Here is a 24901-nt window from a genome sequence, read left to right as displayed (position 1 = left end):
GCGGGACCTCACTCGCCGATGTAGAGGATGTCCGAGGTGCCGCGCTCGCGGTTGGCGCCAAGCGGGTTGTTGACCAGGGAGCCGTTGAAATACATGGTGGAGGAGCCGCCGCCGTCGAGGTTGTACGCCGTCTGGGCGCCGAGATCCTTCATGATCTGCGCCAAACCCGTCATCGTCACGCCCGCGCTGTATCCCGGGCTGCGGCCGTCGACCACCACGAAGACCAGGTGGTTGGTGCCGATGAGCCCCACGGCGGTCCGCGGCTGCTCGCCCTGGATGGAGTGGTTGCCGAAGTTGGTGTCCACCTCGACGTCCTCGATGCCGTCCACGATCCGGCTGTCCTGGACAATTGCCGGCCCGAAAGAGAGGGTGTTCCAGACGCCGTCCGCGACCAGCTGTTCTGCGGTTGCGGACGTTTCGTCGTAGACCTTCACGGTTCCGTCCCGGTAGAACGCCAGCCCCTGGCGGGCGCCCTCGTCCCGGTAGACAACGCCGTTGCGGATGACGATGCCCGTGTCCCGGAACCCGTAGTAGTCGCCGTTGACGGCGAAGATGGCGTTGTGGGCGGCAGCTATTTCCGAGGTGGTCTGGGTGATGTTCTCGCCGAAGCTGTCGTTGGCAAAGGCGGACTTGAGCGTCGTCGCGTCGTCAAGCACGACGTCGGCAACGTAGTAGGTGACGGTGCTGTCACCGCTGCCGGTGGTCACCGTGGAGATCCTGATGTTGGTTCCGTCGTCCGCATAGGAGGTGTCCGTGACGGAGGCCGTGGAGTCCGCCGCCGTGGTGCCGGAGGACACGCCCTGCGCTGCCTCGTAGGCCGACACGTCGGCGATTTCGATGTGCTGGACCACGAACCTGTCCAGTGCCCATGCGGTGGCCCCGCCCGCGGACAGTGTCAGCGCCAGGGCTCCGGCGAGGATGGCGCGGCGCGTCGGCCTGGCCTTCCTGCGCTCGCTGTGGTGAATGTCTTCGGCGGGGCAGTTCTGCTGTGAGGTCATGCATCATTTGTATGAACCGCACTTATGCCGGCCGTGAGCCGGGCATTTGAGGAAGCTGTGAAGCGATAGGGTAATCCGGGATTACCCATCACGCTTTAAAGGAGTCAACGTTGACTGCTGAACTCCCGGAACTGGCTGCCGGCGACTTCTACTATCAGGACCTCGGCGGCGGCCGCTTCCGCTCCACCATCCACGCCCAGGGGGCCTGGAACGCGCATGAACAGCACATGGCCCCGGCATCCGGGCTCATGGCGGACCGGCTGGACCGGCACGAACCCCGGGACGACATGCGGATGGCCCGGCTCAGCTACGAAATCCTGGGCCTGATCCCCGGCGGCGAATTTGAAATCGTTACCACGACACTGCGCCCGGGACGGACCATCGAGCTGCTGCAGGCCGAACTGGTGGCTGCCGGCCGGGTGGCCATCAGGGCGACTGCCTGGCGGATGATCACCAGCGATACGTCCGCAGTTGCCGCCGTCGAGGACGGCCCCATTCCCTTGCCGGAAGACTGCAAACCCTATGACGGTGCGAGTGTGTGGCCGGGAGGCTATATCCGCTCCCTGGAGATGCGGGTGGCGGACGGTCACCGGCCCGGTGCCGGGAAGGTATGGCTCCGCACAGACCATCCGCTGACGGACGGAAACGACAGCTCGGACATGGCCCGGCTGCTGGGACTTGTGGACACCGCCAACGGCATTGCCGCGCGGGTGCCCCCGGGCAAGGACAGCTACGCCTTCCCGAACCTGGACCTCCAGATCCACATGTACCGGCAGCCGCAGGGCGAATGGCTGGGACTGGACAATGCCGTCTCCTTTGGTGCCGACGGCATCGGGCTCACCTCGACGGTGCTTCATGACCTGTCCGGCCCCTTCGGCCGGGCGGAACAGATCCTCACGCTGCGGCAGACTGGCCCGGCAATGTAATCAAACAGAAGGCTGCGGCGTACCCTAGATGGGGCCTGCCGGCCAGCAATCCACCGATGCAACACGACCATAAGGGAGCTAGCAAAATGCAGCAGGCCGGGGCTGATTCACGGACTCTGACCCTCGTCCGGCAGGAGCAGTCCCTCGGCGCCGTCCGGGACCTTGATTTCGGGATCGAACTCCTCGGCATGGCCAGGGCGGGGGACATCGGACCCACTCTTCGGCTGTACCGGCCCGCACCCACCGTCGCCTTCGGCCAGCGCGACACCCGCCTGCCCGGCTTCGGTGCCGCCGCCCAGGCGTGCCGAGAACTGGGATTCGAGCCGCTGATCCGCAAGGCGGGAGGCCGCGCTGCCGCCTACCACGAAGGCACCCTCATCATCGACCATGTGGAGCCGCACAGCGACGCCATCGCCGGCGCCAAGGGCCGTTTCGCATTTTTCGGGGAGATGCTGGCGGAGGCCCTGCAAAGCGTGGGCGTGCACGCCGCCGTCGGGGAGATCCCGGGGGAGTACTGCCCGGGTGAATACAGCGTGCACGGCTTCGCGCCGGCTGCCCCCGCCCACAGGATCAAGCTGGTTGGGACAGCCCAGCGTGTGGTGTCCGGCGCCTGGCTGTTCAGCTCCGTCGTCGTGGTGGAAAACTCGGCACCCATCCGCGAGGTGCTCACGGCCAGTTACGCGGCCCTGGGCCTGGACTGGGATCCGGCAACCGCCGGTGCGGTCAATGACCTGGTACCCGGTGTCGACGTGCAGGCCGTCGAGGACGCCGTGATCCGCACCTACGCGGATTACGCCACCATGGGGCACGCGGACTTCAGCAGCCTTCGCGCCTAGCGGTGGCACCCTGGGCCGGCGGTCTGTCCGATGAAACCGATCCGTTCTTAAGTGTCTATTCAGTGGTCGCGGGAATCTGGCAGATCATCAGGGCATTCCCGTCCGGATCCCGGAAGTTGAACCATTGGTCATCCTTGACGTCCGTGAGCTCCACGCCCCTGGTTTTCATGAACGCGTGGGCGGCATGGATGTCGGCGGTGTTGAAGTGGAACGCGGGAACCTGGAAGACGGCGCCGGGGGAGTAGATCCCGCTGTCCAGGACGAGACCCGCCCCCTCCATGGGGAGTATGTAGAGATGGTCCAGCAGGACCTTGTCATCGGCGGGCACGCCCAATATGCCGCAGTACCAGTCGTGGGCTTCCTCTATATCGCTGACGGGGACAAAGACGGTGCCGATCTGCGGGGAAACTGGATTCACAGCAATCCTTTTGGAACGCGGGAAGAGCTTCGGCCGGTGACGCGCTGGACTGGCCGTCGCCAGGGGCGGGGCGGCCCCGGATTTTTCGTACCCAGGCCTGTCGCTTTCAAACGCGGAGAAGAGGACGATTAAGGAACAGCCGCTGAAAAGGAGGTCGGTGATGTGCTATTCATCGCGGGCGGATTTTGGCTGGGACACCCGAAAGGATGCCGCCCGGAAGCCTGAGGCGCACCGTGAGCCGGCGCCGCCGGAAGCCGCGCCGGGGAAGCCGGTGCCGGTGGACCATCCGGAAACCCGGACCCATCCGGACGACACCAGGCTGTGGGCGTTCCTGGCCCGCCGCAAGGAGCCCCGCCGTTCGGAAGTGCACACCCGCACACAGGACCGGATCGGCGAAAAAGTCTGACCCGCCGGTGGCGTGTGCAACGGCAGATGGAAATAGTAAAGGCACCGGTCAAACCGGTGCCTTTACTGATGCCTGCGGGCGGGCCCTACGCGGCGAGCCGGCTCTTGACCTCGGCTGCGGACGGGTTCGTGGCAGCGGTGCCGTCCGGGAAAAGGACGGTGGGGACGGTGCGGTTGCCGCCGTTGATCTGCTCCACGAGTTCGGCCGTGCCCTCCACCTCTTCGATGTTGATCTCGGTGTAGCCGATGCCCTGCGCGTCCAGCTGCTTCTTCAGCCGGTTGCAGTAGCCGCACCAGGTGGTCGAGAACATGGTGATGGTGCCGTCTTCGGGGGTAAAGTCCACGGGCTCTCCTCAGATTTGATGTGGTCCTGTCGGTTTCCTTCTCCTCAACCGTAACCCGGGCGCCGGTATTCCCCCGTCTCTGTTGCGATGGCATGCTGGTGCCATGTGTGGACGTTACGTCATGGCCCGGGCAGTGGGGGATCTGCTGGCCGAATTCGATGCCGAACTTGAGAACGAAACCGAAATCCCGCCCTCGTGGAACGTGGCGCCGACGGACGGCGCTCCCATCGTGCTGGAACGGCTCATCGACGGCGCCACTGTCCGCCAGTTGCATGTCGCGCGCTGGGGGCTGGTGCCGTCCTGGGCGAAAAGCCCCGGAATCGGCGCGAAGATGATCAATGCCAGGAGCGAGTCCGTCCTGGAGAAGCCGGCGTTCCGCAAGGCCGTGCAGTCGAGGCGCTGCGCAGTCCCGGCCGACGGCTACTACGAGTGGAAGCAGGGCGAGGGGCGCAGCAAGCAGCCGTACTACGTCCACCCCCGGGACGACTCCGCCATGGCATTCGCCGGCCTGTATGAGTGGTGGAAGGACCCGTCCGTGCCGCCGGGTGAACCCGGCCAGTGGATGCTCTCGATGTCCATCATGACGGCGGACTCGCCGCCGGCGGGAACCGAGGGCACTGTGTTTGCCGAGCTGACCGCGCTGCACGACCGCGTCCCGCTGCCCATGAGCCGGGACACCATGGCTGCGTGGCTTGATCCGCAGGTTGATGACGCTGCCAGCCTGGTGGACCTGGTCCGGTCCGGCGTGAAGGACGTTGCCGCCGGCTGGCGGGTGGATTCCGTGGGCAAAGCGGTGGGAAACGTCCGCAACAACTCCCCGGACCTTATTGAACCCGTGGAGGCTCTCTTCTAGGGCTGCCCGCAGTCAGACGGTGACCTGGCCGCCGTCGTCCACTGCCCAGGTGGGGTTGAACGCGATCTCCCACCGGAAGCCGTCCGGATCAGCGAAGTATCCGGTGTACCCGCCCCAGGGCTGGGTCTTGGGAGGTGCCACCACGGCGGCGCCGGCAGACTCTGCCTGTGCCATCACTTGGTCCACCTGCTCGGAGCTGCCGACGTTGTGGCTGAGCGTAATGCAGGGTACTGCCGCAGGCGCATCGACGGCGGCCTCGGCCTGCATCTGCCCGGCATCCCACAGGGACAGAATCAGGCCGTGGTTGGCCTGGATGAACACCACCTCGTCGGGGACCTCGCGGTGGACCGGCCAGCCCAGCCCGTCCACGTAGAAGCGCCGGGAGGCGGCCACGCTGCGCACTCCCAATGAAATAAAATCGACTCTGGGCTGCATGGTTCGATACTGTCATGAACATGCCCACAAATCACGGAGACGAGAAAACCGCCCAGGCTGACCGGGAACAGCTCGCCGCCGTGCGGGTCGCAGTGGATGAGGTGGACGAACAGATCGTCACGCTGATCGCCCGCCGTGAGCGCCTGATCCGCATCGCCGGAACACTGAAGGGTGACGACGCCGAAGTGCGGGCCCCGGGGCGCGTGGAGCGGGTCATCGAACACGTACGCTCAGCCGCGGAGAAAAAAGAAATCGACCCGGACATCGTGGAAACCACGTACCGGGCCATGATCTCGAAGTTCATCGAGCTTGAGATGAAAATCCACAACGACAACAGCTGAGCTGCTGCTTCTGCCAGCCGGCAGGTTCAGTCCGCAGACGGGCACGCCGGGGCGCGGTAGCGGCAGGTCCGGGCTGGTTCCGGTGCCGCACGCGAAGGCGTTGGCCCTCTAGAGCTTCTCCTCGACAGGAACGCCGGACTGGAATTCCCGCCCGTCGGCCTCACTGAACGCGGACATGAGGTGACTCTTTTCGAGTCCCAGGACCGTGCTCATCGGGAAGTTGCCCGTGATGGTGCTGCCCGAGTGCTCGACGCTGCTCAGATCGAAGTTCTCCTCCGTGCCGTCATGGCTGAAGGAGTAGATCGAGACGGCCTCGCCGTTCATGAACTCGATTCCCAGCCTCCGTTGATGCGAATAATCCGGAGTGGCAGCCACGAGCCCCACAACAAAGGCTCCCGATGCTGGAATGCTGCCGTCGATATCAAACTTGGCCACCAATGTGCTTTCTTTGGCGGCGATGCTTACCTGCTTCAGGAGCGCGTCATTGGAACTCATGGGACCATCCTGCCCTGTGAGCCGCCGTCCGTCCACACCCATCTAGGTTTTGTCCGTGGCCCGGCGTAGACTGGAACCATTCGAATACATATTCGAATCTGTGAAAAAATACCGTGTATTTTCTGCAGGGCGAGATTGGTTTCCGGAGGTACCCATGGGCATGTTCAGCGAGTCTGTCGACGTCGTCTGCGCACCTACCGGGGAGCCTGCGGAGCTGCGGTGGGGCGGCAGGGATTACCGGGTCTGTGCTGAGCCGGTGCGCTGGTACGAACGCCGCCAGTGGTGGGCAGAAGAACGCCGTGCCCCGCTGGGAAGCGGCCCCGGCCTTGTGGACCATGAGATCTGGCGGGTGCAGGTTCTGCCCGGCGGCAAAAACCACCAGCCGGAAACCCCGGCAGCAGAACCACAGGAACCCCTGACCCTCGACCTGGTCCGGCATGCCGGCAGCGGACGCTGGCGGCTGCTCCGGATCCACGATGCCCTCCGGCCCAAAGACGCACTCCGACCCAAATCAGCATGAGCTTTACTCACCTTCACGTTTCCACCGCCTTCAGCGCCCACTACGGTGTTTCCTGGCCCGAGGAACTCGCCCAGGCGGCAGCTGCCCAGGGAGCCACAGCCCTTGGCTGCACTGACAGGGACGGCCTGTACGGCACCGTCAAGCACCTCAAGGCGTGCATGGCCGCCGGGATTGACCCGGTGGTCGGCGTCGATCTGTCAGTGTTCGACGACGAGGCGGACCATGAGGCAGGGCTGCCCGGCCAGCAGACATCAGGAGCCCGGTCATCCAAAGCCCGGTTTGCCGCAGCCCGGGTCACAGGGCGAGTTGTGGTCCTGGCCCACGGGCACAACAACGGTGCGGGATACAAAGCGCTCTGCCGGCTGATCTCCGACGCTCATGCCCGCACATCCGGCAAGGCCGGGGGAACAGTGCCCGTTGCCGTCACCAGGGCGGAACTCGCCTCGCGCGTCCTGGACCCGGAAACCCTGAAACCGGTGCTCACCGTGCTGCTGGGGCCGGATTCCGACGTCGGCGTCGCGCTGGGCGGGCGCCGTTACCTTCGCCCCCGCACCCTTTTCAAGAGCTGGCTGGACGCCATGCCGGCCGGAAGCATCGCCGCTGAGATCGTCACGCACCTCAGCCCACCGGGTGAGCCGTTGAGCACGGCCCATGCTGTCCGCATGCTCAAGCTGGCGCAGGAGTACCGCGTACCGGCCGTGCTCACCAATGCGGTCCGTTACTGCGAGGAGGACGGGGCAGCCACCGCCGACGTCCTGGATTCTGCCCGCACGCTCAAGTCGCTTCCCGAACTCTCCGATGCTCCGCTGCTCCAGCCTAACGGGCAGGGATGGCTGAAATCGCCGGACCAAATGGTGGAGCTGGGCAAGGAAGTCATCCACGCCGCCGGATACGGAACCGCGGATCTCCATGTTCTGCTTGCGCAGACTGAGGCGCTCGCGGACCGGTGCCGCATGGATCCCGTGTCTGACATGGGCTGGAAGCAGCCGGTGGTGCCCGAGGCGGCAGTCATCGGTATTGAGGGGGATCCGCTGGCGGAACTCACCCAGCGCTGCGAAGCCGGAATTGCTCGGCGGTTCCCCGGAATCTCCGGTCAGGCGGAAGCCGACATGCGCGCCCGGCTCCGGCATGAGCTGAAGATCATTGCCCGGCTCGGTTTTGCCTCCTACTTCCTCACCGTCGCCGAGGTTTCCCGCATGATCCTGGACATGGGAGTAAGGGCGGCAGCGCGGGGATCGGGGGCTTCCAGCCTGGTCAATTACCTGATCGACATCAGCCAGGTGAACCCGCTCCAGCATGACCTGATCTTCGAACGGTTCCTCTCCGGCGACCGGTCCACGTTGCCGGACATCGACATCGACGTCGAAAGCGCAGAACGGCACAACGTCTACCGGAAGATCTTTGACCGGTTCGGCGCCCAGCGCGTCACGCTGATGAGCATGCAGAACGGGTACCGCGCCCGCGGTGCGGTGCGGGACGCCGGCCTGGCCTTGGGCATGGACGACGGTGATGTCGGGGAGATCGCCAAGCAGCTGTGGCGCTTTTCCGCCCGGAAATTCCGGGAAGCGCTGGAGGAGAAACCTGAACTCCGAGAATTCGCCGGGAGGGTGGAGCAGCGGAACTTTTCCGAGAACCAGCAGCTTGACCTGCTGGTGGATCTCACCGAACGGCTGGACCGGCTTCCGCGCCACATCTCCATGCATCCCTGCGGTGTGATCCTCGGTGATGCCACCCTGCTGGACCGGACCCCCGTCCAGCCCAGCGGCCTTGGCCTGCCCATGAGCCAGTTCGACAAACATGACATGGACCCCATGGGCATGCTGAAGCTTGATGTCCTGGGGGTCCGGATGCAAAGCGCCATGGCCTTTGCCGTGCGGGAGATCATCCGCATCCATCCCTCGAAGGCTGAAGTGGTGGCTGCCGGTGCGCATCCGGTGGGCCCTGCCGGCAACGGGCCGGATTACATCAGGGAGGACGGCCTCATCGACCTCAATGCGGTGCCCCTGGATGACGAGCCGACGTATGAGCTGATCAGGAGCACCCACACGCTCGGGTGCTTCCAGATCGAATCACCGGGCCAGCGGGAGCTGGTGGGGAAGATGGCGCCGCGTGAGTTCAACGACCTCATCATCGACATCTCGCTGTTCCGTCCCGGGCCCATGAAATCGGACATGGTCCGGCCCTTCCTCGAACACCGGCACGGTTTCGCGCCGGAGACCTACCCGCACCCTGACTTGAAACCGGTGCTGCAGGAAACCCACGGCGTGACGGTCTTCCATGAGCAGATCCTGCGGACCTTTGACGTGATGACCGGCTGCGGGCTGGCCAAGGCGGACGAGTTCCGCAGGGCGCTCAGCAATGAGGTCGGGGAAGCCCAGGTTGAGGAGTTTTTCCGCCGCGAGGCCAAGGCCAAGGGGTACCGGCCGGACGTCGTGGACAAGGTCTGGGGAACCCTGAAATCGTTCGCGAGCTTCGGGTTCTGCAAAGCCCACGGCGCCGCCTTTGCCGTGCCCACCTACCAGTCGGCCTGGCTGAAGGCCCATCACCCGGAAGCTTTCCTCGCGGGCCTGTGGGAACACGATCCCGGGATGTACCCCAAGCGTCTTCTTGTTGCCGAGGCGCGGCGGATGGGCATCCCCATCCTGCCGCTGGACATCAACCGCAGCGGTGCGGAATACCGGGTGGAGCGTGTCGCGGAAGGACCGGACACGGGGAAGCTGGGCATCCGGTTGAGCCTCAACGGCATCTTCGGGCTTTCCGGTTCCGAGCTGAAGCGGATCGTCGCCGGACAGCCCTATGATTCCCTGGCTGATCTGCGGGACCGCTCCAGGCTGAGTAAGCCCAGCATCAAACGGCTCGCCCAGCTGGGCGCCTTCGATTCCCTGCACCGGGAATCCGGCGGGACAGCCAACCGGGCAGACCTCGTCCACCACCTGCAAAGCCTGCAGGGCAAGCCATCGAAGAAAGGCGCGGACGTCATTGACGGGCAGCTCGCGCTGCCCCTCGGCGATGTCGAGCTGCGGAACGTCAAGGCAGGGCTGCCGGAGCCCACCATGGTGGAGAATGTCCGGGCAGAACTTGACCTGATGGCTGTTGATGTCAGCGAACACCTGATGTCCAGCCACCGGCCGCTCCTGGACCGGCTTGGGGTCACCACCGCGGACAAGCTCCTGGGGCTGCGCAACGGCACAGAGGTCCTGGTGGCCGGCGTCAGGATCGCCACCCAGACCCCGCCCATGCGCGGGGGAAGGAGGGTGGTCTTCATCAGCATCGACGACGGCACCGGGTGCGTTGACTCGGTGTTCTTCCATGAGGCCCAGGAGCACGCCGGCCCGCTGCTGTTCGGCACCAGGCTGCTGCTGATCCGGGGCACCACCCGGCGGACCGGCCCGCGCGGCATCAGCCTCAGCGCCAGCATGGCCTGGGACCTCAGCCAGGTGGACACCCTGCCGTTCCCTGAAGCCGGACAGACCGCCGTTCCTGAGAAAGTCAGGCAGCCGGGACCGCTGGACGGCATCAGCAGAAACCTGGCCATCACCGGGCTGGGAAGCTGACCCGTGCCTCCTATTCACTCATCGCCGCCGCCGCGGCGCTTTGGCTCGCCACTTCAGCAACAGATAACATTGACGAGGCTGGCTGTGGTCCCCGTACGCCACAAGCTACGAAGCCTGAACTTTGAATAGGAGACACCCGTGTCAGATGCCCAGCAGATCACCCTCATCGTCGATGGCGAAGAAATGAAGGTGACTACCGGGACCACCGGCGCGGAACTCTTCTTTGAGCGCCGCGATGTCGTCGTGGCCCGGGTCGACGGCGAACTCAAGGACCTGGACCAGCCCCTTCCCGAGGGCGCAGAGGTTGAAGGCGTCACCATCGATTCCCCCGACGGCCTCAACGTCCTGCGCCACTCCACCGCCCACGTCATGGCCCAAGCCGTGCAGCAGCTGCGTCCGGACGCCAAACTGGGCATCGGTCCCTACATCACCGACGGGTTCTACTTCGACTTTGACGTCGCCGAGCCCTTCACCCCCGAAGACCTGCGCCAGCTGGAAAAGATGATGCTCAAGATCGTCAACCAGAACCAGAAGTTCGTCCGCCGCGTCGTCTCCGAGGACGAGGCCCGCGAGGCGATGAAGGATGAGCCCTACAAGCTCGAACTGCTGGGCAAGAAGAACGACGCCGCCGACGCCGGGGAAGGCGTGAACGTCGAGGTGGGCGCCGGCGACATCACCATCTATGACAACGTGGACCGCAAGAGCGGGGACAGCGTCTGGTGCGACCTCTGCCGCGGCCCCCACCTGCCCAACACCAAGCTCATCTCCAACGCCTTCGCGCTGACCCGGTCCTCGGCCGCGTACTGGCTGGGAAACCAGAACAACCAGCAGCTGCAGCGCATCTACGGCACCGCGTGGCCCACCAAGGACGCCCTGAAGGCCTACCAGGAACGCATCGCCGAGGCCGAGCGCCGCGACCACCGGAAGCTTGGCGCCGAGCTGGACCTGTTCTCCTTCCCCGACGAGCTGGGGTCCGGGCTGCCGGTCTTCCACCCCAAGGGCGGCATCATCCGCAAGGCCATGGAGGACTACTCCCGGCAGCGCCACGTGGACGCCGGCTACGAGTTCGTCTACACCCCGCACATCACCAAGGGGCACCTCTACGAGGTATCCGGCCACCTGGACTGGTACCGGGACGGCATGTTCCCGGCGATGCACATCGACGCGGAGCACAACGAGGACGGCACGGTCCGCAAACCCGGCCAGGACTACTACCTGAAGCCGATGAACTGCCCCATGCACAACCTCATCTTCCGTTCGCGCGGCCGGTCCTACCGCGAACTGCCGCTGCGGCTGTTCGAATTCGGCTCGGTCTACCGCTACGAGAAATCCGGCGTGGTCCACGGCCTGACCCGTGTGCGTGGCATGACACAGGACGACGCCCACATCTACTGCACCCGCGAGCAGATGAAGGACGAGCTCACCACCACGCTGAACTTCGTCCTCGGCCTGCTCAAGGACTACGGCCTGGACGACTTCTATCTCGAACTGTCCACCAAGAACGAGGACAAGTTCGTCGGCGACGACGCAACCTGGGAGGAAGCCACCCGCACTCTCGCCGAAGTGGCCGAGGCGTCCGGGCTGGAACTGATCCCGGACCCGGGCGGAGCGGCGTTCTACGGACCGAAGATCTCCGTCCAGGCCAAGGACGCCCTGGGCCGCACCTGGCAGATGTCCACGATCCAGCTCGACTTCAACCTCCCTGAGCGCTTTGAACTCGAGTTCCAGGCCGCTGACGGCACCCGCCAGCGTCCCGTCATGATCCACCGGGCCCTGTTCGGATCGGTGGAACGGTTCATGGGTGTGCTCACCGAGCACTATGCAGGCGCGTTCCCGGCCTGGCTGGCCCCCGTGCAGGTGGTGGGCATCCCGGTGGCGGAGGCCTTCAACGATTACATGTTCGACGTCGTCGACAAGCTCAAGGCTGCCGGCATCCGCGCCGAGGTGGACATCTCCTCGGACCGCTTCCCGAAGAAGATCCGCACGGCGAGCAAGGACAAGATCCCGTTCGTGCTGATCGCCGGCGGTGAGGACGCCGAGGCGGGCGCTGTCTCGTTCCGTTTCCGCGACGGCAGCCAGGACAACGGCGTGCCCGTGGCCGAGGCCGTCCAGCGGATCGTGGACGCCGTCCGCAACCGGACCAGCTAGCCGCGGCGGAGGGGGCACACGTGCAGGAGAACACAGGGTCGGGCTATCCGGGCGACGCGGAGGTGACGGACGATTTTGGCCTTGCCGGCGTTCCGGATGCCTTCCAGCGGCTGTGGACTCCGCACCGCATGGCCTACATCAAGGGCGGGCAGCACCAGTTCAAGAACCAGGACGACTGCCCGTTCTGCATCGCGCCGGCGCGTACCGATGAGGAGTCGCTCATCGTGTACCGAGGCCGCACGAGCTACGTGGTGCTCAACCTGTTCCCGTACAACCCAGGCCACCTGCTGGTGTGCCCGTACCGCCATGTCCCCGACTACACGGACCTGACGGTGGAGGAAACCGCCGAATTCGCGGACCTGACGCAGACCGCCATGCGGGTGCTGCGGAAGGTGGCGAATCCCGGCGGCTTCAATCTCGGCATGAACCAGGGCGTTGTGGGCGGGGCCGGCATCGCGGGCCACCTGCACCAGCACATCGTTCCGCGCTGGGGCGGGGATGGAAACTTCTTCCCCATCATCGCGCAGACCAAGGCGATCACGCAGACGCTGGATGAAGTCCGCCAGCAGGTCGCCGACGCCTGGCCCGGGGAGACGCATGCTGAATAGGCATGCGCGCGGGTTCTTCACCGCGCTGTTTACCCCGATCGCCCGCTGGCTGTTAAAAATGGGTGTCTCGCCGGACGCCATCACCATTGTCGGAACCGCCGGCGTGGTGTTGGGTGCCCTGGTCTTCTATCCGCTGGGACAGCTGTTCTGGGGAACCGTCTTCATTACGGCGTTCATTTTTTCCGACGTCCTTGACGGCATCATGGCGCGGATGCAGAACGTCGGCGGGCGCTGGGGCAACTTCCTGGACTCCACACTGGACCGGCTGGCGGACGGTGCCCTCTTTGCCGGCGTGGCCATCTGGTTTTTCACGGGCGGCGCGGACACCGCGATAGCCATTGCCGCCGTCGTCTGCCTAGTCCTGGGCATGGTGGTCTCCTACGTCCGGGCGAAAGCCGAATCGCTGGGATTCAAGGCGAACGTGGGCATTGCCGAACGTGCCGAACGGCTGGTCTCCGTCCTGGTGGTCACCGGCCTCACCGGGATCGGCCTGCCGCCCGTCGTGCTGCTGGCCACCCTGGTGCTGCTGGCGGCGGCGAGCCTTATTACGGTGATCCAGCGTGTCCTGGCGGTACGCGTCCAGTCGCTGGAAGACTCCGAACAAAACTGATTAAGCCGCGCCGCCGCGGTAGGACTAGTATATTAGGACTGCCGGTCAATGGATCCGGTATTCCGGTGTGTGCAAAAGGGCATGTCCTTGCCGCCTGCACTGCCGGCGAAGGTCATCTAGCTACCCATAGGGGTTTTTGTGTCTACACCTGATGTAAGCAACGAAGCCGGCTCGTCCGCCAACAGCGTGACGGGCAGCAGCCGTGTGAAGCGCGGCATGGCCGAGATGCTCAAGGGCGGCGTCATCATGGACGTCGTCAACGTCGAGCAGGCCCGCATCGCCGAAGACGCCGGTGCCGTTGCCGTTATGGCTCTCGAGCGCGTCCCGGCCGACATCCGCGCCCAGGGCGGCGTGTCCCGCATGTCCGATCCGGACATGATCGACCAGATCATCGACGCCGTGTCCATCCCGGTCATGGCCAAGGCCCGGATCGGCCACTTCGTCGAAGCCCAGGTCCTGCAGTCCCTCGGCGTCGACTACATCGACGAGTCCGAGGTCCTGACCCCGGCCGACTACACCAACCACATCGACAAGTGGAACTTCACCGTTCCCTTCGTCTGCGGTGCCACCAACCTCGGGGAGGCGCTGCGCCGCATCAACGAGGGCGCGGCCATGATCCGCTCCAAGGGCGAGGCCGGCACCGGCGACGTCTCCAACGCCACCACGCACATGCGCCAGATCCGCGCCGAGATCAAGAAGCTGACCTCCCTGCCCGAGGATGAGCTGTACGTCGCGGCCAAGGAACTGCAGGCCCCGTACGAACTGGTCAAGGAAGTCGCCGCCACCGGGAAGCTCCCGGTGGTGCTGTTCACCGCCGGCGGCATCGCCACCCCGGCTGACGCCGCGATGATGATGCAGCTCGGCGCCGACGGCGTGTTCGTCGGTTCCGGCATCTTCAAGTCCGGCAACCCGGCCCAGCGTGCCGCCGCCGTCGTGAAGGCCACCACCTTCTTCGACGACCCGGACGTCATCGCCAAGGCCTCCCGCGGCCTGGGCGAGGCCATGGTCGGCATCAACGTCGACGAGATCCCGCAGCCGCACCGCCTCGCCGAGCGCGGCTGGTAACTCGCTTCGGGGGCGCCGGTCGGCGCCATCCTCTGCGTTCCTATTCAGAACGACGACGACGGCCGGTCTCCTTTTTGGGTGACCGGCCGTCGTCGTGGTTTAACTTCACATCGGTTGCTCCGTAACTGCCGTTTTCGCCGCTCATAAGGGCATCTACGGAGCAATCGACTAAGCCCTACTCGAGGCCGCGGCGCTTGAGGAGGGGCTCCAGGGCGGCGTCGCGTCCCCGGAGGGTGCGGAACGACTCGAGCGGGTCCCGGCTGTTGCCGCGGGAGAGGAGCTCGGCACGGAAGCGGTCGCCGTTGGCCCGGGTCAGCCCGCCGTTCTCCGTGAACCAGTCCACGGTCTCGGCGTCGAGCACCTCGCTCCAGATGTAGGAGTAGTAGCCCGCGGCGTAGCCGTCGCCGGCGAAGATGTGCTGGAAGTAGCCCGTCCGGTACCGCGGGGGAATCAGGGGGTGGGCCATCCCTGCCGCAGCCAGAGCCCTGGCCTCGAACTCGGAGGCATCCTCCGGTACGCCGTCGGCTTCCAGGACATGCCAGGCCAGGTCCAGCAGCGCCGCCCCGAGGTATTCCGTGGTGGCAAACCCTTCGCCCCACAGGCGGGACTCGTTGAGCCGGTCGACGACGTCCTGGGCCAGCGGCTCCCCGGTGGCGTGGTGGCGGGCGTAATTGGCCAGTACCTCCGGCCACATGATCCACATTTCATTGACCTGGGACGGGTACTCCACGAAGTCCCGCGGCACGGACGTGCCGGAGAAACGGGGGTAGGTGACGCTGGAGAACAGTCCGTGCAGGGCGTGGCCGAACTCGTGGAAGGCCGTGCGGACCTCATCGAGCGTGAGGAGCGTGGGTTCACCGGCGGGCGGCTTCGAGATGTTCAGGTTGTTGATGACCACGGGCCTGGTGCCAAGCAGCGCGGACTGGTCCACCAGCGAATTCATCCACGCGCCTCCCCGTTTGGTTTCGCGGGTGTAGTAGTCGCCCAGGAACAGCCCCAGCTCTGTTCCGTCCGCTTCCCGCACCTCCCAGATCCGGACGTCCGCGTGGTAGCCGGCGAGGTCCTTGCGCTCATGGAAGGTGACGCCGAAGAGCGAGGTCGCGGCGAAAAACACACCGTCTGTCAGTACCCGGTCCAGCTCGAAGTACGGCCTGAGGGCCTGTTCGTCCACGGTGTACCGTTCCCGCCGCACCTTTGCGGAGTAGTAGGCCCAGTCCCAAGCTTCCAGCGGGTGGCCGGCACTTTCGGCCAGGGCTGCTGCCTCGGCATCGGCGTTCCGGACGGCGGCGGGCGCCAGCCGGTTCAGCATGGACCGGACAGCACCGAAATCCGGGGCAGTCTGCCGGTCCACCACCAGTTCCGCGTAGTTGGCGAAGCCCAGCAGGGCCGCTTTCTCACCCCGGAGCCTGACCATGGATTTCACGAGGTCCAGTACGTCGAGATCGCCCCCGGCGCTGCCGCGGGCCACGGACGCCTCGAAGAGCCGCCGGCGCACATCCCGGTTGTCCAGTGCCGCCAGCGCGGGCTGGTTGCTTGGCTGGATGAGCGTCAGCAGGAACTTGCCGTCATGCCCGGCCACGCGCGCTGCCTCCGCGGCGCTGGCGATCTCGTCGTCGGGAAGGCCTGCGAGCTCGTCGGCGCTGTCCAGCAGCAGGGCGGCGGACTTCATCCCTTCCTTGACGCGCTGCCCGAACTCCGTGCCCAGCCGGGACAGCTCGGCGTTCAGGGACCTGAGCCGGTCCTGTCCGGCGTCGTCCAGCTGAATTCCGGACTGGCGGAACTCCTTGAGGTACTCCTCCACCAGCCTGGCCGGCTCGGCGTCCAGTCCCGCGGTGTCCACGGCGGCGAACCGCTCGTAGAGGGCCCGGTTGAGGTACACCGCATCCTGGTGGGCGGCAAAGCGGGGCGCCAGCTCAGTCTCCAGTTTCCTGATGGCCTCGGAGGCGTCGGACGAGACCAGTGTGAAGAAGGACGCCGCAGCACGGTCCAGCAGCCGGCCGGACCGTTCCATGGCCAGCGCCGTGTTGTCGAAACTGGCCGGTTCAGGGTTGTCCACGATGGCCTGGATTTCCGCCAGGTGTTCGGCGAGCCCGGCGTCAACCGCCTCGGCGTAATGGGCGTCGTCGATGTCGGCAAACGGCGGCAGTCCGAACGGCAGGGTGCTGGGGGACAGGAGGGGATTGGTCATGAAGCAACCCTTTCATGCAGGCCTGCGGTGCACAACGATTTTTGCCGGGCTTCTGCGCGCCGGTTGCCCGCCGCCGGGGTGCCCCGGACGTACGCTGAGGACATGGGGAAAAAGAACGTTCGTGTCCGTGCGGTCCAGGCGGCCGCGGCCGCACTGCTGATGGCGGCGCTGGCATCGTGCGGCGTTGTCGCCGACCAAGCTACTGCGCCTCCACCACCCCCTTCAACACCACCGACGGCGGCCCCCACCCCGAGTGCGACACCCACCCCGACTCCGGGTTCCGGCCCTGCGTGCAAGGCGGTCCGGTGCACGTCCGTCCTGGTCACCGGGGACATGCTGGTCCACACCCAGTTATGGCAACAGGCCCACGATGACGCGGTGGCCGGCGGAGTGAAGGGGCTCGACTTTGGTCCGCTGCTGGAAGGCCAGCGGCGCTACATCGAACAGAGTGACGTCGCCGTCTGCCACCAGGAAACGCCCGTGGCCCTGCCCGGCGGCCCGTTTTCCGCCTACCCGTCCTTCAACGTGCCGCCGCAGATCGCCGCTGCCGCCAAAGCCGTCGGCTACCGGGCCTGCACCACGGCCAGCAACCACACCATCGACCAGGGCACCGAGGGTCTGACGAGGACGCTGGATGTACTGGACGCCGCAGGTCTGGAACACACCGGCTCCTACCGGACGCAGGCTGAGTCCCGGGGCATTCTCATTCTGCAGACGGAAGCCGCCCGGATCGCCGTGATCACCGGCACCTACGGCCTCAACGGCCAGGTCCCGGAGCAGCCGTGGCAGGTGGATATGCTCGACGCGCCGGCCATGGTCGCAAAGGCCAAAGAGGCCAGGAGCCAGGGCGCGGACATCGTCCTGGCCGCCATGCACGCGGGGGATGAGTACGCCAGCGCCCCCAACGCCCAGCAGCTGGAAGTGGCGCACGCACTGGCTGACAGCGGCCAGTTCACCATGATCTACGGGCACCACACGCACTCGGTGCTCCCGATCGAAAAGTACAAGGGAACCTGGATTGCCTACGGGCTGGGCAACGGGGTGACGGAACTGTCGCCGACGTACGTCGTCAACAACGAGGGCCTGCTGCTGAGGGCACAGTTCAGCCAGGACAGTGCCGGAAGGTGGACCGCATCCGACGTCGCCTGGGCACCGTCGGTCATCGTCAGCGCACCCTATCGCTGGTGCTCGGTGGCCAGTGACGCCCCGCAGGGCGTCTGCTCCACTCCCGCGGCTGACGCCGAAACGCGGCTGCGGACCAGGCAGGTGGTGGAGTCCATGGGCGCGGCGCAGGCCGGAGCCCATGAGCTGCTGGTTACCAAAGACCCTGACAGCAAGGGCCCCTGATACCAAGGCCCTTGATACCAAGGCCCTTGATACCAAAGACCCTGACCAGCCGCCTGGTTGCTAACGGGGACGGCGGGCCGCGTGCTCGCGGGCGAGGACGGCGTAGCGGTCATCCGGTTCGCCGGGAGTGAAGGTTCCGTACTTGCGTTCGACGGCGGTCCGGATCAGAAAGTCGGCGAGAGCCGGATTCTTGGGCAGCAGGGAACCGTGCAGGTAGCTGGCCACGATGTTGCGGTACCGTGCGCCCTCGTGGCCGTCGCTGCTGTTGTTGCCCGTTCCCTTCGCCACCGTCCCCAGGGGTTCGACGCCGGGTCCCAGGGTGGTCTGGCCGCTGTGGTTTTCGTAGCCCAGCACCTCCCCGAACTCTGCGGTGGTGACCTTGACGTTGCCGATCAGCCGCTCATCCGTGCCGTGGGTTTCAATGTCCAGGACTCCGATGCCGGGAATGACCGGGCCTGAGCGGGTTTTGAAAAAGCGGCCGAAAAGCTGGTAGAGGCCGCAGATGAGGAGCATGGGCGTGCCGTCCTCGGCCATCCCCTTGAGGAGCCCGGCCCGGGACTGCAGGTCGTCCTGGATGACCAGCTGCCCGCTGTCCTGGCCGCCGCCGCCAAGGATGATGTCCACGTTGTCCGGGAACTCGTCGCCCACGTTGTACTCGAGAAGTTCGGGTGTGTATCCGTGCCATTTCAGCCGCTGCTGCAGCACCAGCGCATTGCCCCAGTCACCGTAGATGTTCATGTCACGCGGATAGAGCTGCAGGACCCGGATGGTGCCCTTGGACGCGTGCGTTCCGGCCGAATCGGGGGTCAAGAGACCACCTCCACTGTGGTGATTTTGGACAGCTCACGGCGGATGGCGAGCATTGAGGTGTAGGTGCAGAAGACGCGCTTCGGCTTGCCCTTCCCCTTGCGGATGAAGTCGGCCAGCGCGGCCGGGATGTCGGTGTTCACGTCTCCGATCTGCACCTCGTCGTACTGCAGGCGCAGCGCCATGTCGTACGCCCGGGAACCGGTGACCTGGTCGACGCCATCCGCCCGCAGGGAGTCGAAGTCCACGTCCCACAGCCAGGACATGTCACGGCCGTCCGCGTAGTTGTCGTTGATGGCGATCATGGTGGCGTAGCCGCCGGAGGGGAACGACTTCAGGCCCAGCCGGAAGCCGCTCGGGTTCTTGACCAGGACCAGGTCCAGCGGGAGCCCGTCCACGGTGAGGCTCTCGCCGCGTCCGAAGGCCGGTGCCACCTCGGACAGGGCCTTCAGCAGGGTTTCATGATCCGGCGTGGCGGCGCCGCCGCCGCAGATGCTGCGGGCGAGGGCCAGCGCGGCAGCGGCGTTGAAGATGTTGTAGACGCCGCGGAGCTTCATCCCGGTGGTGACAGTGACGCCGTCGTACTCAAAATCCGCGTCATCGGCGCCCACACGGCGGAGGACGACGTCACCCTGCGGGCGTTCCGGCACCGCAGGTGCCGGGCTGCCCGGCCCGGCGCGCAGCTCATCGTCGCTGGGGAAGGTGCCCAGCAGGGAATCGTCGAGCCCAAAGTAGCGGACCTCGGGGCCGTGCAGGGTATCGGCGATCCGTGCCACCCGCGGGTCCTCACGGTTCAGGACCACGGTCCCGGTCGTCTTCGCGGCGATGTGCTGGAGGAGCTGGGCGGTCTTGTCGATTTCCCCGAAGCGGTCCAGCTGGTCACGGAGCACGTTCAGCAGGAGGCTGTAGCGCGGAGGCACGCGGTTGACGAAGTGCACGGCGTGGGCCTCGTCCAGCTCCAGCACGGCGATATCGGCGTCGAGCCGTCCCCGCCAGTCGACGTCGCCGAGCAGGGCGGCGGCCACACCCCGGGTGAAGTTGCTTCCCGTCCGGTTCGTGAACACTTTCAAACCCTGGCTTTCCAGCAGCTCCACCACCATCTTGGTGGTGGTGGTCTTGCCGTTGGTGCCGCTGACGACGGCCACGCCGTGGGGAAGGGTGGACAGGGTCCGCTGCATGAAGCCGGGATCGATTTTTTCGACCACCAAACCGGGGAATGCAGAGCCTCCGCCCCTGAGCCGGGAAACCCGGCGGACGAACTTGCCGAGCGGAACGCTGAGGGAAAACATGCTCTGTAATATATCCCAGCAGCGGCATGCAATGCGGCGGGCGGCAGCTGGCGGGGACGGCGGTACACGCCCGGGACACTATGCTGTTTAGATGACCAATTCCCTTTCCAGCGCCCTTCCGCGCCCGGCCGACGTGCCCGAAAAACCCGGGGCTGGCCTGCGCATCGGTGTTCTGGCGCTCCAGGGCGACTTCCGTGAGCACCTGCGCGCGGTGGAGACCGCCGGCGCCGCCGGGGTGGGTGTCCGCCGCCCCGCGGAGCTCGACGGACTCGACGGGCTCATCATTCCCGGCGGCGAGTCAACGGCCATCGACAAGCTGGCCCGCGCCTTCGACCTCGCCGAACCGCTGCGGCAGCGCATCGCCGAAGGCCTGCCGGTGTACGGCTCCTGCGCGGGCATGATCCTGCTGGCGCACGACATCGCCGACCCCGCCGCCGACCTCGCGGGCAATCCCCAGCAGACGTTCGGCGGCCTGGATATCACTGTGCGCCGCAACGCCTTCGGCCGGCAGCGCGAGTCTTTCGAAACCGACCTCGACTTCAAGGGCCTGGAATTCAGCGCCACCGAACAGGGCGTGGCGCCGGTTCACGCGGTGTTCATCCGGGGCCCCTGGGTGGAACGCGTGGGACCCGGCGTTGAGGTTCTGGCCCAGGTGGAACCCGCCGACCCGGAGCACGCCTCCCACGCGGCCGACCTGCAGGGGACGGCTAGAATTGTTGCAGTGCGTTCAGGCCAGCTGCTGGCCACCTCCTTCCATCCGGAAGTGACGGGCGAGAAGCGCGTGCATGAACTTTTTATCCGCATGATCAGAGGAGAAGCGTAAAGCATGTCAGGCCACTCCAAATGGGCAACGACCAAGCACAAGAAAGCCGTCATCGACGCCCGCCGTGCAAAGTCGTTTGCCAAGCTGATCAAGAACATTGAAGTCGCGGCGCGCATGGGCGGTCCCGACCTCTCCGGCAACCCCGGACTCGAACTTGCGGTCACGAAGGCCAAAAAGACGTCTGTTCCCAACGACAACATCGACCGCGCCATCAAGCGCGGTGCCGGGCTCACCGGTGAAGTCGTTGACTACACGGAGATCATGTACGAATGCCGCGGGCCGCAGGGCTCCGCGCTGCTGATCGAGTGCCTTACCGACAACAAGAACCGCGCGGCATCCGAAGTCCGGCTGGCCATCTCCCGCAACGGCGGCACCATCGCCGACCCCGGCTCCGTCAGCTACCTGTTCACCCGCAAGGGCGTTGTGACGCTGCCCAAGAACGACCTCACCGAGGACGACGTCCTGATGGCGGTGCTGGATGCCGGTGCCGAAGAGGTCAAGGACAACGGGGACACCTTCGAGATCCACTCGGAGCCGAAGGACCTGCAGGCCGTCCGCGACGCGCTTAAGGAAGCCGAGATCGAATACGACACCGACGAGGCCGAGTTCGTGCCCTCCATGGAGGTGCCGCTGGACCTGGACGCCGCCAAGAAGTTCATGAAGCTCGTGGACGCCCTTGAGGACCTCGACGACGTCCAGAACGTCTACAGCAACGCTGACCTCAGCGACGAAGTTCAGGCAGCCCTGGAAGCCGAGTGATTTCCCGCGTAGCGTACCGGGGCGGTTGCACGTGACGCTGCGCGTACTGGGCATCGACCCCGGACTGACCCGCTGCGGCATCGGCGTGGTCGACGTCGAAAAGAACCGCCGAGCCACCATGGTGGCAGTCGGCGTGGTGGGCACCTCCCCGGAGGAGACTCTCGACCAGCGGCTGCTGGTGATCGCCCTCGCCGTCGACGACTGGCTCGACCGCTATGAGCCGGACGTGCTCGCGGTGGAACGGGTGTTCTCGCAGATGAACGTCAGCACGGTCATGGGCGTGGCGCAGGCCTCCGGCGTCGTCATCGCCGCCGCTGCCCGGCGCGGCATACCGGTGGCGCTGCACACGCCGTCGGAGGTGAAGGCGGCCGTGACCGGCAGCGGCTCCTCGAACAAGGACGCGGTCACCAAGCTCGTCACCAAGATTCTCAGGCTGGACGCTCCGCCGCGGCCCGCGGACGCGGCGGATGCCCTGGCCCTTGCCATTACGCACGCCTGGCGGGCCGGCAGCGGTGCCTCGATAGCGGGCAGCAGTGCTGGCGCGACCCGCGGTTCAGGCAACCAGTCGCTGACGCCCGCGCAGCGCGCCTGGGCCGAGGCGGAGGCCAAGGCGCGCCGTGCACGCTGAATGTCGCAGGCCCTTGCTAGGGTATTCGTAGATATGTTCGGATAGTCGGTTTTTGCCGGCGCAACTTCAGGAGCCCCGGCCTTGATCAGTTTTCTCCGCGGAACCGTGGCGCACGTCGGACTGTCCACCGCCGTTATCGACCTCAACGGCGCCGGCATGAGCGTCCAGGCCACTCCCCAGACGCTCAGCAAGCTGCGGACCGGCGAGGAGGGGAAGCTGTTCACGTCCCTGATCGTCCGGGAGGACTCCCTGACCCTGTTCGGTTTCGCGAACGACGACGAGCGGGAAGTTTTCGACGTTCTGCTCAGTGTCAGCGGTGTGGGCCCGCGGCTCGCCCTGGCCGTCCTCGCCGTGCACGATCCCGAGGCAATCCGCGTGGCGGCGCACACCGGCGACAGCAAAACCTTCACCAAGGTGCCGGGCATCGGCCCGAAGGTGGCCGGCCGCATCGTCCTCGAACTCGCCGGAAAGCTGGTTCCGCACGGCACGGCAACTCCGGCCGGAGCACCGGCGGTTTCCGCTGAGGAGCTCTGGAAGCCGCAGGTGGTTGCTGCCATGACCAGCCTGGGCTGGTCGGAGAAGGACGCCACGGGCAGCATCGACAAGGCCCTGGCGGACGCCCCCGAGCTCGCAGGCGAAGGCAATGTTGCCGAGATCCTGCGCACCACACTGCGCTGGCTCGGCCAGGACGGCGCCCGGGCGGGCAACAGGGTAGGCAGCCGTGGCTGAACCGTCCCTGGTCGCCGGGGGAGAAGAGCCGGAGGAGCGGGCCATTGAGGCGGCGCTCCGGCCCAAGAACCTCGACGACTTCGTCGGCCAGCACAGGGTCCGCAAGCAGCTTTCCCTGGTGCTGAAGGCATCCCGGATGCGCGGCCGCAGCGCAGACCATGTGCTCTTTTCCGGCCCTCCGGGACTGGGCAAGACCACCCTCGCCATGATTGTCGCCTCGGAGATGAACGCTCCGCTGCGGATCAGCAGCGGCCCGGCCATCCAGCACGCCGGTGACCTGGCCGCCATCCTTTCCTCGCTCTCCGAGGGGGAAGTCCTGTTCCTCGACGAAATCCACCGCATGTCCCGCCCGGCGGAGGAAATGCTCTACATGGCCATGGAGGATTTCCGTGTGGACATCGTGGTGGGCAAAGGCGCCGGCGCCACGGCCATTCCGCTGGAGCTGCCGCCCTTCACGCTGGTGGGCGCCACCACGCGCGCCGGGCTCCTGCCGGGTCCGCTCCGGGACCGCTTCGGGTTTACCGGCCACCTGGAGTTTTATTCGGTGGAGGAGCTTGAGCTCGTGCTGCGTCGGTCTGCCGGCCTCCTCGACCTGAAGGTGAACTCCGCCGGATTCACGGAAATCGCCGGCCGCTCCCGCGGAACCCCCCGTATTGCAAACCGGCTGCTGCGGCGGGTCCGGGACTGGGCCCTGGTCCATGGCATCGAACAGATTGATGCCCGCTCGGCCTCCGCCGCACTGGACATGTATGAAGTGGACAAGCGGGGGCTGGACCGGCTGGACCGTTCCGTGCTGGAAGCCCTGATCACCAAGTTCGGCGGCGGCCCGGTGGGCCTGTCCACCCTGGCCATCGCCGTGGGGGAGGAGCCGGAGACCGTGGAGACGGTCGCCGAGCCGTACCTGGTCCGGGAAGGGCTGCTGGGCAGGACGCCGCGTGGCCGGATTGCCATGGCCCCGGCCTGGACCCACCTTGGACTGACAGTGCCGGCAGGGGTGTTCGGGCAGGAAACCCTGGATCTTTTCGGAGCCGAACCCGGTGATGAGGAATCGTCATCTGAATGGGTTTCCAGCAACCAATAGGAGCGCCCTCCCAGCTTTTCCCTCTAGACTGGAAAGACGCTCGGCACGTCCGGGCTTTGTTTCCGTGTCCCGCTCCGGCGGGCCGCCCGCGGCCGGTTCCCCCGCGTCCGGGCGGGCAGCCCGGTACAAAGCGGACGTCGCTGTCAACCAGCTACGTAAGTACAGAACGGAACTCACTTGCTCGCAGTATTTAGTGTCCAGGCCCAGGCCCAGCCGCAGGCCGGCGGCGGCATCGACATCATGACCATTCTGCTGTTCGTCATGCTCGGCGTGTTCATCTTCATGATGTTCCGCCGCAACAAGAAGACCCAGCAGCAGCAGGCGCAGCTGCAGTCGCAGTTCGCTCCCGGCATCGAGGTCATGACCAGCTTCGGACTGTTCGGCCGCATCGTGTCCATCGATGAGGCGGAGAACAAGGTTGTCCTGGAATTGTCGCCCGGCCACCTTGCCACCGTCCACCGCCAGGCCGTGACCAAGATCGTTGAACCCGCCGCCGAAGCCCACGCCGTTCCCGACGACGCGTCGGCGCTGACGGCCGGCGACTCGCTGGCCCCTGAGGACAAGCTGCCCACCGAGCACAAGACGGGCACGTCCACCGAGACTCCGGATGAAACCCTCAAGCGCCTCAACGACGAGGGCAAGAAGGACATCTAGTCCGCCGCTTCCGCGCTGTACAGCTGCTTCCGCACAGTAC

Annotated in this window: 26 protein-coding genes; 18 read left to right on the top strand and 8 right to left on the bottom strand. The window is 66.0% G+C overall.

Annotated elements, in window-relative coordinates; all coding sequences use genetic code 11:
* Positions 1-8: 8 nt before the first annotated feature.
* Positions 9-998, bottom strand: a complete 990-nt coding sequence (locus ACFTR6_RS04340) for a phosphodiester glycosidase family protein (RefSeq protein ID WP_377956984.1) — start codon at positions 996-998, stop codon at positions 9-11.
* A gap of 110 nt (positions 999-1108) precedes the next feature.
* Between ACFTR6_RS04340 and ACFTR6_RS04335 the strand changes: the two genes are divergently transcribed.
* Together ACFTR6_RS04335 and ACFTR6_RS04330 are read left to right on the top strand one after the other, a co-directional pair.
* Positions 1109-1924: a thioesterase family protein gene (locus ACFTR6_RS04335; protein WP_076802670.1), complete on the top strand. Its 816-nt coding sequence runs from the start codon at positions 1109-1111 to the stop codon at positions 1922-1924.
* An 86-nt stretch (positions 1925-2010) separates the two neighbouring features.
* Positions 2011-2760, top strand: coding sequence for a lipoate--protein ligase (locus ACFTR6_RS04330; protein WP_076802673.1), 750 nt, complete (start codon positions 2011-2013; stop codon positions 2758-2760).
* A 55-nt stretch (positions 2761-2815) separates the two neighbouring features.
* On the opposite strand, the gene ACFTR6_RS04325 is transcribed toward ACFTR6_RS04330, so the two are convergent.
* Positions 2816-3178, bottom strand: coding sequence for a VOC family protein (locus ACFTR6_RS04325; protein ID WP_377956982.1), 363 nt, complete (start codon positions 3176-3178; stop codon positions 2816-2818).
* 160 nt (positions 3179-3338) lie between these two features.
* Between ACFTR6_RS04325 and ACFTR6_RS04320 the strand changes: the two genes are divergently transcribed.
* The gene (locus ACFTR6_RS04320) at positions 3339-3584 is read left to right on the top strand and encodes a hypothetical protein (protein ID WP_377956981.1); all 246 of its coding nucleotides are present in this window, start codon (positions 3339-3341) and stop codon (positions 3582-3584) included.
* Between the two features lie 85 nt (positions 3585-3669).
* On the opposite strand, the gene ACFTR6_RS04315 is transcribed toward ACFTR6_RS04320, so the two are convergent.
* On the bottom strand, positions 3670-3927 hold the full coding sequence (locus ACFTR6_RS04315) for a mycoredoxin (protein ID WP_377956980.1): 258 nt from the start codon (positions 3925-3927) through the stop codon (positions 3670-3672).
* A gap of 103 nt (positions 3928-4030) precedes the next feature.
* Between ACFTR6_RS04315 and ACFTR6_RS04310 the strand changes: the two genes are divergently transcribed.
* Complete coding sequence (locus ACFTR6_RS04310; protein WP_377956979.1) at positions 4031-4780, top strand: SOS response-associated peptidase; 750 nt, start codon at positions 4031-4033, stop codon at positions 4778-4780.
* Between the two features lie 12 nt (positions 4781-4792).
* On the opposite strand, the gene ACFTR6_RS04305 is transcribed toward ACFTR6_RS04310, so the two are convergent.
* On the bottom strand, positions 4793-5215 hold the full coding sequence (locus ACFTR6_RS04305) for a VOC family protein (protein WP_377956978.1): 423 nt from the start codon (positions 5213-5215) through the stop codon (positions 4793-4795).
* A gap of 14 nt (positions 5216-5229) precedes the next feature.
* Between ACFTR6_RS04305 and ACFTR6_RS04300 the strand changes: the two genes are divergently transcribed.
* Entirely contained in the window at positions 5230-5556 is a 327-nt protein-coding gene (locus ACFTR6_RS04300) for a chorismate mutase (protein WP_076802686.1), read from the top strand.
* Between the two features lie 108 nt (positions 5557-5664).
* Here ACFTR6_RS04300 and ACFTR6_RS04295 read toward each other — a convergent pair whose 3' ends face one another.
* Positions 5665-6051 carry a hypothetical protein gene (locus ACFTR6_RS04295; protein WP_076802689.1) on the bottom strand — a complete coding sequence of 129 codons (387 nt, stop codon included), beginning with the start codon at positions 6049-6051 and terminating at the stop codon, positions 5665-5667.
* Positions 6052-6205: 154 nt separating this feature from the next.
* Between ACFTR6_RS04295 and ACFTR6_RS04290 the strand changes: the two genes are divergently transcribed.
* The 6 genes from ACFTR6_RS04290 to pdxS all read left to right on the top strand — a co-directional run bounded on the left by ACFTR6_RS04290 (position 6206) and on the right by pdxS (position 14556).
* A complete protein-coding gene (locus ACFTR6_RS04290) occupies positions 6206-6571 on the top strand; it encodes a DUF6504 family protein (RefSeq protein ID WP_076802691.1) in 366 nt (121 codons plus the stop codon).
* Entirely contained in the window at positions 6568-10125 is a 3558-nt protein-coding gene (locus tag ACFTR6_RS04285) for a DNA polymerase III subunit alpha (RefSeq protein WP_377956977.1), read from the top strand. The genes ACFTR6_RS04290 and ACFTR6_RS04285 overlap by 4 nt, the downstream gene beginning before the upstream one ends.
* Positions 10126-10308: 183 nt before the next feature.
* Positions 10309-12273, top strand: coding sequence for a threonine--tRNA ligase (gene thrS, locus ACFTR6_RS04280; RefSeq protein WP_377957027.1), 1965 nt, complete (start codon positions 10309-10311; stop codon positions 12271-12273).
* A gap of 20 nt (positions 12274-12293) precedes the next feature.
* Entirely contained in the window at positions 12294-12881 is a 588-nt protein-coding gene (locus tag ACFTR6_RS04275) for an HIT domain-containing protein (protein WP_076802698.1), read from the top strand.
* A complete protein-coding gene (gene pgsA, locus ACFTR6_RS04270; protein ID WP_377956976.1) occupies positions 12871-13491 on the top strand; it encodes a phosphatidylinositol phosphate synthase in 621 nt (206 codons plus the stop codon). Before ACFTR6_RS04275 ends, pgsA begins: the two co-directional genes overlap by 11 nt.
* Before the next feature lie 138 nt (positions 13492-13629).
* On the top strand, positions 13630-14556 hold the full coding sequence (pdxS, locus tag ACFTR6_RS04265; RefSeq protein ID WP_087874676.1) for a pyridoxal 5'-phosphate synthase lyase subunit PdxS: 927 nt from the start codon (positions 13630-13632) through the stop codon (positions 14554-14556).
* Positions 14557-14731: 175 nt separating this feature from the next.
* Here pdxS and ACFTR6_RS04260 read toward each other — a convergent pair whose 3' ends face one another.
* Positions 14732-16744, bottom strand: coding sequence for a M3 family metallopeptidase (locus ACFTR6_RS04260; RefSeq protein WP_377956975.1), 2013 nt, complete (start codon positions 16742-16744; stop codon positions 14732-14734).
* 102 nt (positions 16745-16846) lie between these two features.
* Between ACFTR6_RS04260 and ACFTR6_RS04255 the strand changes: the two genes are divergently transcribed.
* The gene (locus tag ACFTR6_RS04255) at positions 16847-18091 is read left to right on the top strand and encodes a CapA family protein (RefSeq protein ID WP_377956974.1); all 1245 of its coding nucleotides are present in this window, start codon (positions 16847-16849) and stop codon (positions 18089-18091) included.
* 60 nt (positions 18092-18151) lie between these two features.
* On the opposite strand, the gene ACFTR6_RS04250 is transcribed toward ACFTR6_RS04255, so the two are convergent.
* Together ACFTR6_RS04250 and ACFTR6_RS04245 are read right to left on the bottom strand one after the other, a co-directional pair.
* On the bottom strand, positions 18152-18901 hold the full coding sequence (locus ACFTR6_RS04250; protein ID WP_076802705.1) for a type 1 glutamine amidotransferase: 750 nt from the start codon (positions 18899-18901) through the stop codon (positions 18152-18154).
* Entirely contained in the window at positions 18898-20187 is a 1290-nt protein-coding gene (locus tag ACFTR6_RS04245) for a MurT ligase domain-containing protein (protein WP_377956973.1), read from the bottom strand. The genes ACFTR6_RS04250 and ACFTR6_RS04245 overlap by 4 nt, the downstream gene beginning before the upstream one ends.
* A gap of 91 nt (positions 20188-20278) precedes the next feature.
* Between ACFTR6_RS04245 and pdxT the strand changes: the two genes are divergently transcribed.
* The 6 genes from pdxT to yajC all read left to right on the top strand — a co-directional run bounded on the left by pdxT (position 20279) and on the right by yajC (position 24861).
* The gene (gene pdxT / locus ACFTR6_RS04240; protein ID WP_076802707.1) at positions 20279-21010 is read left to right on the top strand and encodes a pyridoxal 5'-phosphate synthase glutaminase subunit PdxT; all 732 of its coding nucleotides are present in this window, start codon (positions 20279-20281) and stop codon (positions 21008-21010) included.
* A gap of 3 nt (positions 21011-21013) precedes the next feature.
* Positions 21014-21769 carry a YebC/PmpR family DNA-binding transcriptional regulator gene (locus tag ACFTR6_RS04235; RefSeq protein ID WP_076802708.1) on the top strand — a complete coding sequence of 252 codons (756 nt, stop codon included), beginning with the start codon at positions 21014-21016 and terminating at the stop codon, positions 21767-21769.
* A gap of 31 nt (positions 21770-21800) precedes the next feature.
* On the top strand, positions 21801-22397 hold the full coding sequence (ruvC, locus tag ACFTR6_RS04230; RefSeq protein WP_076803860.1) for a crossover junction endodeoxyribonuclease RuvC: 597 nt from the start codon (positions 21801-21803) through the stop codon (positions 22395-22397).
* An 81-nt stretch (positions 22398-22478) separates the two neighbouring features.
* Positions 22479-23126 (top strand): Holliday junction branch migration protein RuvA, encoded by a 648-nt coding sequence (ruvA, locus tag ACFTR6_RS04225; RefSeq protein WP_377956972.1) that lies wholly within the window; start codon positions 22479-22481, stop codon positions 23124-23126.
* Positions 23119-24207, top strand: a complete 1089-nt coding sequence (gene ruvB, locus ACFTR6_RS04220; RefSeq protein ID WP_377956971.1) for a Holliday junction branch migration DNA helicase RuvB — start codon at positions 23119-23121, stop codon at positions 24205-24207. The genes ruvA and ruvB overlap by 8 nt, the downstream gene beginning before the upstream one ends.
* A gap of 240 nt (positions 24208-24447) precedes the next feature.
* Positions 24448-24861 (top strand): preprotein translocase subunit YajC, encoded by a 414-nt coding sequence (yajC, locus tag ACFTR6_RS04215; RefSeq protein WP_076803861.1) that lies wholly within the window; start codon positions 24448-24450, stop codon positions 24859-24861.
* Positions 24862-24901: the final 40 nt, after the last annotated feature.

Origin of the sequence: Arthrobacter sp. NPDC057009, from assembly GCF_042673905.1 — a bacterium.
In the GTDB taxonomy this organism is placed as follows: Bacteria; Actinomycetota; Actinomycetes; order Actinomycetales; family Micrococcaceae; genus Arthrobacter.
The sequence above is the reverse complement of the archived record's forward strand: the minus strand, read 5'-3'. Positions and strand labels throughout refer to the sequence as shown.